Source organism: Marivirga arenosa (assembly GCF_030503895.2).
Classification (GTDB): domain Bacteria; phylum Bacteroidota; class Bacteroidia; order Cytophagales; family Cyclobacteriaceae; genus Marivirga; species Marivirga arenosa.
The window spans coordinates 2,721,903-2,734,057 of the sequence record NZ_CP129970.2; the positions used below are offsets into that span (position 1 = coordinate 2,721,903).

The window sequence follows — 12,155 nt, forward strand, 5'->3', positions numbered from 1 at the left end:
ATTTTAATTTCTATTTCGTAGGCTAATATCTGTAATCCAGTTCATGCTACTAATGAAATTATTATATCCATCTTCTTTGGTGGTTTGATTAATTTGTAATAGGTGATCTGGTTGCACTAATAACATTAATAATTTTAAATCTTCCTCTTTTAGTTTTGAGGCATGTTCTTTCACCAGATTTGAGATCTGTTTTAGTAATGCCTTTTGTAAAGGGTTGTTTGTATAATCTGGAATTTTATGTTGCCAAGATGGCGAACTTAAGGGAAGGCTCACTGCATATACAGAATGTTCTTCTTCGGATTGATGCATGAACAATTCTTGCATTTGGTGACTATTTCCTAATTTATCATCAATCAAATTCGCTTCATAAGCACTTCCGTAAGCATTTATAAGGCTAATTTGAAAATCATCAGGCCCATCACCATTTGATAGCAATACATTAAACTGATTTTTAGTGTTTGAACGATAGACTTGGCCTGAATGCTTACCAGCAAGATGCCATGGGTTTGCGGTAGCTATGATTGCTTGATAGCCCATGCTGCTTATGATTTCAGCAACTGTATCGTCATAAAGACAGGCTGTATTTATAAATAAGCCAGGTTTTTGATCAAAGAAGTTGTGTAAAGCTTTAAGATATAATTCAGCTTCTTTTCTGAAAAGAATAGGAGAACATAAATAACTAAAGGAATGAAAGTAGCAAGACCCAATGACCTGAATTTTACCCTTGTTTACTGCTTTCGTAATTTCTAGTAAAGTATTATTGTCTTCTTTTTTTAGAGCTTCTAAAAAGGGTATGCTAAAATAGATGATAGGAAATTGATCTTCCTTAGCCATTTTTAAAACCTTTTTCAGCTGCGGCAGGATATTACTTTGAAAGTTTGACTTGAATTGACTAGTACTCTTAGACTCATCAATTGCCTCAATACCTTTTCCAATATCCAGAAATGATAATTCCTTTAATTTTAAAGGATGATTAAAATGTATGATTTGGTAATTATCCATTTTATAAAACCTCCTTTATACTGTCAAGTATTTCATTTGATACATGTTCCCAGTTTCTAGATTTTACGAGTTCTGCATTCTTTTCGGCAACTTTTTTAAATTTATTTTTATGATTTATTACGTTTCTTATAGCAATAACAAAAGCTTCAATGTCATTCTCTTCAGCAGTTTGAACGTATTCAAGCACCTCATTTACACCACAATTAGTTGAGGTTACAATTGGAACTTTTAAACTTGTTGCTTCCAATGCTGCCAATCCAAAAGGTTCAGAGATTGATGGCATAACCATTACATCTGATGATTGCATAACTGAAAATAAGTCTTCTTGGGGAATATGACCAGTAAAATGTATCTTATCTAGTAAATTACTTTCATTGGCCTTAGCAATCAATTCTTCCATTAGCTCACCTTGGCCACTTATAATAAAACGAATATTTTCTTCCTTTTCAGCCAATACTTTGGCAATTTTTAAAAAGGTATCTGCTCCTTTTTGAACACAAAGTCTTCCTGAAAAGAGAATTATATGTTCATTGAATGGAGTTTGGTAATTTGATACATTCATAGGAGCTAATCCATGATGTATCACCTTAATTTTAGATTCAGCAATTCCGTATTCTTCAACCATCACATTTTTATGGTAATGGCTCACTGCAATCACTAAATCAGCTTTTTGCATTCCTTCTTTTTCCAAATCAAATAACCATGAGTTCGTCTTTTTACCGCTTCTATCATAATCTAATGCATGAACATGCAAAACAAACGGTTTCTTGAATAGCTCATGTAATTTTATAGAAGATGGAATTGCGGTCCAGTCGTGAGCATAAATAACATCAAAATCTAGATTTCTGCTTTTTGAAATTACTTTTTGGCTAAAATCTTCTAAAGCTTCATGGATTGATAAATCTATATTTTCATTGTAATGCTCTTCAACTTCAACTCCGGAAGCATAAAAATATGGATTTAGTTTACTTTTGATAGATAAATGCACTAGATCAGCATTAATTTGCTTTCTATTCGTTAAGGTTTGCTGATTGATATGTGCCACCTCACTTTGCTCATATTCTTGTTCTACCACTTCTTCAGCCTCTTGTACAGCAAAAAGTTTTAAGTGAACCTTTTTAGCAAGATTTTCTGCTATATGATAGCAAGCTATTCCTAATCCACTATTCTGAGGATTTGGTTTTCCGGGGCCTATCATTAAAATTTCCATGTTCTTAGTTTTAAGGTTTTTAGCTATGTATTATTAATGTAGTAAATTCTCGTTGCACTACGAAAGATCTGCTTCCATTTAAATTAATATCTACATCATCTACTATTACCCTTGATATACTTTCGAATCCATGAAGATTTATTTCAAAGCCGGAAGAGCCTGATTCAAACTCAGAATCCAATATGTGTTCTAACTCAATTCCATTATCAATAGGTTTTTGAATAAATGTATGCCATGTGCTGATTCCCATTTCATGATCTTTGGTTAAACCATCATCTTCATAAAGTTCACTTTTGGTTTCAGAAAGAGCCTTGTAAAGATGTAACTTTATATTTTCAGGGATGAATTCATCTACATATTGCATTTTGTCTTGCATAGGAATCACAGCACCTTCTTTTACAAAAAGTGGAATTTGATCTAAAGGTGTCAATACTTTAACTTCTTTTTTGCCATATACCAATTCATCAGTCCAGTAATTGTACCAGTTACCCTCAGGGATGTAAACAATTCTATCTTTTACTTTTGGCTCCGATACTGGGCAAATTAAAAGGTGATTTCCTAATAGGAATTCCTCTTCTCTGTCCAAAGTCTCAGTATCATGCTGATAAGCCATTGAAATGGATTTCAACATTGGAGTAGCATATTCGGTATATCTCCAGAATGTAGTGTAGATGTAAGGCATTAACTCATATCTAAACTCAATGAATCTTCTAACTATATTGAGATACTTTTCTTCAAATTGCCAAGGTTCTTTGTCTCCATGATCTCCTGATGAGTGCGTTCTGAAAAACGGATGGAATGTGGCCATTTGTATCCATCGAGTATATAATTCTCCATCAGGTGAACCTATAAATCCGCCTACATCTGATCCTGCAAACGAAACTCCAGAAGCACTTAATCTCTGGCATTGGATATTCGCAATCCTCAAATGTTCCCATGATGCTAAATTATCACCTGTCCATACTGAACTATATCTCTGAACACCCGCATAAGCAGAACGCGTGATAGTAAAGCTTCTGTTATTTCCTGCAAATTGATCTAGTCCTTCGTAGGTAGCTCTGGCCATTTGCATTCCATAAACATTATGCCCTTTTCTATGGCTGCAAGGATGTCCATCATAATCATGTCTTACATCTCTTGGAAAAGTACCTTCTTCAAAAACAGCAGGCTCGTTCATATCATTCCATACTCCGGCTACTCCATCTTGCGATAATCCACCAAATAAACCTGACCACCATTTTCTAGCCGCAGGATTGGTGAAGTCTGGGAAGTGACAAGGCCCGGGCCAAACACTGCCTTTCAATCTAGCACCATCCATTCTTTGGCAAAAATAGTTGTGGTGAACACCTTGTTGGTAAACCGTATAAAGTGGGTCTATCTTTATTCCAGGATCTATAATTACAATGGTTTTAAAACCATCATTTTTAAGATCCTCAATCATTTTTTTAGGCTGCGGAAATCGTTCATTATTCCATGTAAAACATCGGTATCCATCCATATAATCAATATCAAGATGAATAACATCACATGGAATTCTTTTCTCTCGGAAAGTTTTCGCTAATTCTCTCACATTGCTTTCAGGATAATAACTCCATTTACTTTGATGATAGCCTAATGCCCATTTAGGAGGTAGTGGAGATTTACCTGTTAAGGTAGTGTATTGCTGCACTACGTGTTCTAATTGCGGGCCATAGATAAAATAGTATCTCATTTCACCGCCTTGTGCCCAGAAGCTTAAAGCTTCTTCTCTTTCATGTCCAAAATCGAAGAAAGTTCTAAATGAGTTATCCAAAAAAATACCATATCCCTGTCCATCAGTCAAGCCCATAAAAAAGGGAATGTTTTTATAGACAGGATCAGTATCATTTCCATATCCATAGCAATCAGTTCCCCATAATTCCCGTCTGGTACCATTTAGATTTAATCGCCCTGTTTTATCCCCTAAGCCATAATATTTTTTGTTCTTAGCAGATTTTAAAGTAGAAATCACAACATGTCCGCCAAATCTTTTTTCTTCCTTCCAATGATAGCCTTTTTCGTCTTCTACTAAGACTTTATCATTCTGGTCTAAAATCTTTATAGTAGCGTCTGATTTATCAATAAAGCATTTTAATACTTCGGTTTTAATCAATAAACATTTATCCTGAGCTTCAAAATCATAGTGATTGTTTTCAACTTCAAACTCAGGATCGATTGCATAGGAAAAATCATCCTCGAAGTAGCCATCGTTAGCGTATCTAAACTTTAGAATTTTTGGACTGATAATGGATATTTCCATTGTGGAATGCTGTGCATATATTCTAAGTTTTCCTTTCTTTTGCTTCCAGCTAATTATCCCACCAGGATAATATTCTTCCTCTTGTTTCTCCTGAAATTTTTCTATGTAGTTGCCTTCAAAATCCTTAGTAGACTCTTGGGCGGTATCTTTTTGCTCTTCCATATTAATGTATTAGTATTTAGCTTTTTAGAGCTAATATTTGATACAAATTAACTACTTATTGTAATTTTTACACTAAGTATTTTGCTTATTTTTTTATAAATTAAGTTTTATAAATAAGGATGCAATAATTAAACCCTTAATTACTGTTTTTTTAGCTATTCCATCTTTATTTCAGATTATTCTTATAAATTGATAAATCTGGTTTATTCTATGGAAAATCTCATATAATGAAAGAAAATAATAGCATTGACAACAGTCAACACATTTTGACTGAAATAGCCTGGGAGGTATGTAATCAAGTTGGAGGAATTTACACTGTTATTAGGTCAAAAGTCCCTACAATGGTTAAAAATTGGGGCAATAATTATTTGTTGTTAGGGCCATATGCTCCAAAAGAAGCGGCTACTGATTTTGAAGAGGCTGCTTTTGGACATGCTGTTATTGATGAGGCGCTGGAAGTTTGTAGGCAAAAGGGATTAAATATTAAATCGGGTTATTGGTTGGTTTCGGGCAGGCCCCAAACACTTTTATTCGATCACAAATCTGTATTTCATGAACTAGGAAATATCAAGTATTATTACTGGCAAAATCATGGGATTGATTTTAAAAATTATGATCCTTTGATGGATGAAGTGCTTGCTTTTGGTTATATGGTTCACATATTCTTATCTGAATTAACACGAGTGGCCTTAGATAAAAAAATCAAACCTTTAGCTCATTTTCACGAGTGGATGGCAGGGTCAGCGATTCCAAACTTAAGAAAAGATCAAGTTCCATTACAAACCGTATTTACAACGCATGCTACCTTATTAGGTAGATATTTAGCAATGAATGATCCAAACTTTTATGATCATCTTCCATTTTTAGATTGGCATAAAGAAGCGGTTCATTTTAATGTGGAAGCTAATGTAAAATTAGAGCGAGCCTGTGTTCATGGAGCCCATGTATTTACTACTGTAAGTGAGGTGACAGGTAAGGAGTGCTTTCATTTGTTAGGACGAAATCCGGATAAAATTCTTCCTAACGGTTTAAACATTGAGCGTTTTTCCGTGTTGCATGAAGTACAGAATTTGCATCATAAGTATAAGCAATTACTGGAGCAGTTTATAATGGGACACTTTTTTAAGAGCTATTCTTTCGACTTAAATAAAACCCTTTACTTTTTTACATCGGGTAGGTTTGAGTATTCAAATAAAGGCTATGATTTAACTCTTGAAGCTTTGGCGCGCTTAAATCATCGTCTCAAAGAGGCTAAGTCCCCATTGACTGTCGTTATGTTTTTTATTACTAAGCAGCCTATAACTTCAATAAACCCTGAAGTATTGAATGCCAGGGCTATGCTGGATAAAATAAACACAAATTCTAACGCTATCGTAGAACAAATTAAGAATAGGCTATACCGACAGGCTGCGGCAAGTACAGGTGACCATAAGCTTCCAAACCTGAATGATTTAGTGGATGATTATTGGAAACTAAGACATAGAAGGACAATTCAAACTTGGAAATCAGGTGGGTTGCCTCCCGTTGTGACGCATAATTTGGTGGATGATGAAAAGGATGCAATATTAAATTTTCTGCGTAGTTCAGATTTAGTGAACAAGGAATCTGATAAAGTAAAAGTAGTTTATCATCCAGATTTTATTTCCTCTACTAACCCATTATTTGGGATGGAGTATGACGATTTTGTACGTGCCTGCCATTTAGGGGTTTTTCCTAGTTATTATGAGCCATGGGGATATACTCCTCTTGAATCATTAGCACGTGGAGTAGCTTCGGTCACCTCTGATTTATCAGGCTTTGGGGATTACATGAAGAATGTAGAAATAGGAGATCGAAAACACGGAATGTTCATAGTAAAAAGAGCAAATAAGAGTTTTGATGAAGCAGCAGAGGAATTAACAAATGTCATGTGGGATTTTACTCAGATTACAAGCAGAGAACGAATAGATATGCGAAATAGATCAGAGGATTTATCTGAATTTTTTGATTGGAAAAACTTATATGAGGCCTACGAAAAAAGTTACAAAATGGCTTTAGAAACTTATTTTTAAAACTTTAGAACCAAAACAAATGAACAATCAATTAACTGAAGAGATAAAAAGAGCTGGAAAAGATGTTGAGGTGGTAGAAGAGCAATTAGGTAGATTTAAAAAAGGCTTTCCTTATTTAAATATTGATAGGCCTGCAGTTGTGGGGGATGGGCTTTTAAAATTATCAGAAAAGAGCATTGATGAATTTATATTGATTTTTGAAAATCAATCCAAAAAATACAATATGATTAAGTTTGTTCCGGCTAGTGGTGCTGCTAGCAGGATGTTCAAAAGATTATATGCCTTTTTGGAAGAAGATGAATCTATGGCTGAGAAAGATGATTTTCTAAAAACCTTCTTTACCAATATTCATAAGTTTGCTTTTTCGAAAGCGTTAGATGAGAAGATGCAAGAAAGTGGGAACAGCTTGGATTCATCATTGAAAAATAAAGAGTACCATAAAATCATAAAATCTTTACTGCTTGAAGATGGATTGAATTACGGCAACCTTCCTAAAGGCTTATTAGATTTTCATGACTATAAATCTGGAGTAAAAACACCAGTAGGGGAGCACTTTACGGAAGGAGAGAATTACGCTAGAGGAGTTGAGGGAAAAGTAAGGTTACATTTTACAGTCTCACCTGAGCATCAGAAATTATTTGAAGAGCATGCAGCTCATGTTAGAAAGGGCTTTAATGATTTTGAAATAACCTTTTCACAACAAAAACCTGAAACAGATACAATTGCAGTTAATCCAGATAATACGCCTTTTCATAATTCAGATGGAAGTTTATTATTTCGCCCAGCTGGTCATGGTGCTTTAATAGAGAATTTAAATGATTTGGATCACGATATCGTTTTTATAAAGAATATTGATAATGTAGTTCCAGATCATCTTAAATTAAATACTATCCATTATAAAAAAGCTCTGGCAGGTTTGCTGATGAGTGTTCAGAGTAAACTTTTTGGCTATCTCAATCAATTGGAAAGAAACATCAATGAATTAGAATTGTTGGAAGTTGAGACTTTCGCTAAAAAGGAATTATTCTTAGTTTTTAAAGATGATTATGATCAATTAGAATTTTCTGAAAAGGTTGGGTATTTACAATACTTACTCCACAGACCTATTCGTGTATGCGGTATGGTAGAAAATACGGGTGAGCCAGGTGGAGGTCCTTTTTGGGTTAAAGAAAAAGATGGATCCTTGAGTTTACAAATAGCAGAAACTTCACAAATTGATCCCGACAATCCGGAAGCTCAAAAGGCACTTCAAAATGCAACTCATTTTAATCCTGTGGACTTGGTTTGCGGGATTAAAGATATGCATGGTAAAAAGTTTGATTTAATTAAATACAGAGATCCGGAAACTGGATTTATAACAAGTAAATCGAAAGATGGAAAAGAATTGAAAGCATTAGAACTACCAGGTCTTTGGAATGGTGCTATGTCAGATTGGATCACTCTTTTTGTAGAGGTTCCTTTGTCAACTTTTAATCCTGTGAAAACAGTTAATGATTTATTAAGAGAAGAACATCAAGCAGGATAGAGTGAAAAAATACATATCAAAAAGCTTCTTAATTTATTTAGGAAGCTTTTTTAGTTTTTAGACTTTCAGTAATTCCGTTTGCTGCTAAAAAAGAGCTAGTCCAGGCTGCTTGAAAATTGAAACCACCCGTTATTCCATCAATATCTAAAACTTCACCCGCAAAATATACACCTGGGCACTTTCTACTTTCCATCGTTTGCATATTGATATCCCCAAGCTTTACACCTCCAGCAGTTACAAATTCTTCCTTAAAAGTAGTTTTACCAGAAGCTTCATATAAATCAGCAATCAGGTTATTAACCAATTTATTTAATTTTTTACCTGAGAAGTTATTCCAGCGTAAATCCTCATCTATTTCACATTCCTGCAACTGGTATTCCCAAAGCCGTTTCGGAAGATCAAAAGGATTACTATTAAACAGTTTCTTTTTAGGGTTTTCTGACTGAAATTTTGATAGATGATTTCTTACTTCTGTTTCATTTTTAAATCCAACCCAGTTAATAATTACAGAGTATTCGTAATTTTTTTCGTTTAGTATCCTGGCACCAAAAGCGGATAATTTCAGTACAGCGGGGCCACTTAGTCCCCAATGTGTAATTAATAATGGACCAGTATAAGAGAGCTTTGTTCCGGCAATTTTAACTTCTGCCTCAGCTACACTGATTCCTGAAAGTTTAGTGATATTTGATTGAGGTAAATTAAAAGTAAATAAGGAAGGTACAGGTACCGAAATATTATGCCCAAGCTTCTCTAGCCATTGAAAAGATTCTATCTTATTATGACCCCCAGTCGCAATTAATATTTTATCACATTCATAGCTAGAATTATTAGTATGAATAATGAATCCTTTAGCTGTTGGCTTAATTTCCTTTACGCCCTCTTTGGTCTTAATTTGAACGCCTAATTTATTGCACTCTTTCAAAAGGCAATCAATAATTGTTTGAGAGTCATCCGAAATGGGAAACATCCTGCCATCAGCTTCAGCTTTTGTTTTCACACCTCTGGATTCAAACCATTCAATAGTACTTTTTGTGCCAAAGGTTTCAAAAGCCTTTTTAAGCTTTTTATTACCTCGTGGGTAATTCTTAATCAACTCTTTAGGCTCAGAGATAACATTAGTCAAATTACACCTTCCACCTCCAGAAATTTTCACTTTCGATAGAAGCTTTGATGACTTTTCTAATACTATAACTTCTGCTTCAGGATTTTGAGCAGCAATATTAATTGCTCCAAAAATTCCTGCTGCACCAGCTCCTATAACAACTATTTTAGTCAATGAATAATAAGGTTACGCTTACTTTTCTTTCATTCTTTTGTATTCATTGATCAACCCATTTGTAGAAGCATCATGACCAATTACTGGGTTGTCATGATCTAATTCAGGTAGAATAAGTCCAGCTAATTGTTTTCCTAGCTCAACACCCCACTGATCAAAACTAAATATGTTCCATAAAATCCCTTGAACAAATATTTTATGCTCATATAATGCAATTAGGCTACCCAATGATTTAGGTGTCACCTTTTTTAATAAAATAGAGTTGGTTGGGTTATCTCCTTTAAATACTTTGAACGGCAATAATTTCTCAATTTCATCAGAACTCAAGCCTTTATTCTCTAATTCCTTTCTGGCTTCTTTCTCGGTTTTTCCATTCATTAAAGCTTCTGTTTGTGCAAAGAAATTAGCTAAAAGTTTTTGATGATGATCTCCGATAGGATTATGAGAATTAGCCGGAGCAATAAAATCGCATGGTATCATTTTGGTACCTTGATGAATCAATTGATAAAATGCGTGCTGACCATTAGTTCCAGGTTCACCCCAAACGATTGGTCCTGTTTGATAATTCACTGGATTACCATTTCTATCGACTGATTTACCATTACTTTCCATATTTCCTTGTTGGAAATAGGCAGCGAATCTATGTAGATATTGATCATATGGTAAAATAGCTTCAGTTTCTGCATTGAAGAAATTATTATACCATAATCCGATTAGTGCCAAAATTACAGGGGCATTTTTTTCAAATGGCGTGCTTTGGAAATGATTATCCATTTCGTGAGCTCCTTTAAGGAGTTCTTCAAAATTATCATAGCCAATATTTAAGGCAATAGACAGACCTATGGCTGACCAAAGTGAGTATCTACCGCCAACCCAGTCCCAGAATTCGAACATATTGGCAGGATCAATACCAAACTTTTCAACCCCTTCCTTATTGGTGCTTAATGCAATAAAGTGTTTTTTAATATCAGGTTCATTTCCTCCATTTTCAAGAAACCAATTTCTAGCAGTATGTGCATTAGTCATGGTTTCCTGAGTAGTGAAGGTCTTTGATGCTATTAAAAATAAGGTGGTTTCAGGATCTATTTTCTTCAGAACTTCAGCAATGTGAGTAGCATCAACATTGGACACGAAATAACTTTCAATATCCTCAACTTTATAAGGTTTCAAAGCTTCGGTTACCATTACAGGCCCTAAGTCTGAACCACCAATTCCAATATTAACAATATGTTTAATTTCTTTACCTGTATATCCTTTCCACTCACCAGAATGAATTTTATTGCTAAAATCCTTCATTTGCTTTCTAACCTTCTCAACTAGAGGCATTACATCATTTCCTGATTCATAAACAGCTTTACCAGAGAAATTTCTTAAAGCAGTATGAAGCACAGCTCGCTTCTCAGTTTGATTAATTTTATCTCCTGAAAACATTGCTTCAATCTCTTCTTTCAATTTCATCTCTTCTGCAAATTGAAGTAAAAGATCTAAAGTGACTGAATTGATTTTATTTTTAGAATAATCTATAAATAAAGATTCTGTATTGATGGTGAATTTTTCAAATCTTCCTTTTTCCTGCTCAAACAGAGTCTTAAGATGAATATCTTTCACATTTTGAAAATGTTCATCTAGCTTTTTCCAATTAGATGTCTGAATAGGTGATATATATTTCATTCTAAATAATTTCTTTTCTAATAATAATCCGCAAAGTTAAAGCCTATCCATTAAAAAGATAACTTTAGATTACTTTTGTTTTAGCTATGTAAGTATTAGATGGCAATAAGTATTCCTATTGCACTAATAGAACAAACATTGATTATTTAAGACGAAATATTTGCTTTCGAAGCTATGTACTATTTATAGATGGAAATTTTGCATAAATTCAAACAGCTTTCAACCTAAAATAATAATCATGGCAATACTATTTATTGATATCGAGACAATTCCGCAGTCGCCAAATTATAACGCATTAAGTGAAAGAGAAAAGCAGTTATGGCAACACAAATCATCATTTTTTGCTAAAGAAAAAGAAACAGCGGAAGAGCTGTATGAAAGAGCAGGGATATATGCTGAATTTGGAAAAATAATTGTAATATCAATGGGCTGGTTGTATGGAGAAGATGATAACCGAACCTTAAGACTTTTAACTCTTAAGAACCATAATGAAAAAGAGCTTCTAGAAGCACTAATTCAAGTATTACATAAAGTGGATAACTCTGACTCTTTAATTTGCGGTCATAATATCAAAGAGTTTGATATTCCTTATATTTGCAGAAGGATATTAATAAATGGATTAAAACTTCCCTCTATTTTAGACGTTGCATCCATGAAACCATGGCAAACTCCTTTTTTAGATACACTTGAGTTGTGGAAGTTTGGAGATCGAAAAAATTACACTAAGTTAGATTTATTGGCCCATATATTTGATTTGCCAACAAGCAAAGATGATATTGATGGAAGCCAAGTATATGAAGTTTATTATAAAGATGGTGATTTAAATAGAATTGCCGAATATTGTGAAAAAGATGTATTGCTCACTTCTCAATTGTACCTTAAGTTAAAAGGGCAGCCTATCTTGGAAAAAGAGCAAATCACTAAAGTTTCAGGATGATTGAATTATATTAATTCCTTCACAATGGCTTAATCTAATCCTG

General features: G+C 34.0%; 8 protein-coding genes. 3 read left to right on the forward strand and 5 right to left on the reverse strand.

Annotated features, from left to right (window positions below):
* Positions 1-3: 3 nt before the first annotated feature.
* The 3 genes from QYS48_RS11930 to QYS48_RS11940 are packed head-to-tail and all read right to left on the reverse strand — an operon-like array spanning position 4 to position 4,652.
* On the reverse strand, positions 4-1,002 hold the full coding sequence (locus QYS48_RS11930) for a hypothetical protein (protein WP_308356097.1): 999 nt from the start codon (positions 1,000-1,002) through the stop codon (positions 4-6).
* Between the two features lies 1 nt (position 1,003).
* Complete coding sequence (locus QYS48_RS11935; RefSeq protein ID WP_308356098.1) at positions 1,004-2,212, reverse strand: glycosyltransferase family 4 protein; 1,209 nt, start codon at positions 2,210-2,212, stop codon at positions 1,004-1,006.
* Between the two features lie 19 nt (positions 2,213-2,231).
* On the reverse strand, positions 2,232-4,652 hold the full coding sequence (locus QYS48_RS11940; RefSeq protein ID WP_308356099.1) for a glycoside hydrolase family 31 protein: 2,421 nt from the start codon (positions 4,650-4,652) through the stop codon (positions 2,232-2,234).
* A gap of 227 nt (positions 4,653-4,879) precedes the next feature.
* On the opposite strand from QYS48_RS11940, the gene QYS48_RS11945 reads away from it, so the two are divergent.
* Complete coding sequence (locus tag QYS48_RS11945) at positions 4,880-6,703, forward strand: glycosyltransferase (protein WP_308356100.1); 1,824 nt, start codon at positions 4,880-4,882, stop codon at positions 6,701-6,703.
* 19 nt (positions 6,704-6,722) lie between these two features.
* Entirely contained in the window at positions 6,723-8,228 is a 1,506-nt protein-coding gene (locus QYS48_RS11950; RefSeq protein ID WP_308356101.1) for a DUF4301 family protein, read from the forward strand.
* A 37-nt stretch (positions 8,229-8,265) separates the two neighbouring features.
* On the opposite strand, the gene QYS48_RS11955 is transcribed toward QYS48_RS11950, so the two are convergent.
* Positions 8,266-9,504 (reverse strand): NAD(P)/FAD-dependent oxidoreductase, encoded by a 1,239-nt coding sequence (locus tag QYS48_RS11955; RefSeq protein ID WP_308356102.1) that lies wholly within the window; start codon positions 9,502-9,504, stop codon positions 8,266-8,268.
* 18 nt (positions 9,505-9,522) lie between these two features.
* On the reverse strand, positions 9,523-11,175 hold the full coding sequence (gene pgi, locus QYS48_RS11960) for a glucose-6-phosphate isomerase (protein WP_308356103.1): 1,653 nt from the start codon (positions 11,173-11,175) through the stop codon (positions 9,523-9,525).
* A gap of 238 nt (positions 11,176-11,413) precedes the next feature.
* Here pgi and QYS48_RS11965 point away from each other — a divergent pair, with 238 nt between their 5' ends.
* Positions 11,414-12,112: a 3'-5' exonuclease gene (locus QYS48_RS11965; RefSeq protein ID WP_308356104.1), complete on the forward strand. Its 699-nt coding sequence runs from the start codon at positions 11,414-11,416 to the stop codon at positions 12,110-12,112.
* Positions 12,113-12,155 lie beyond the last annotated feature (43 nt).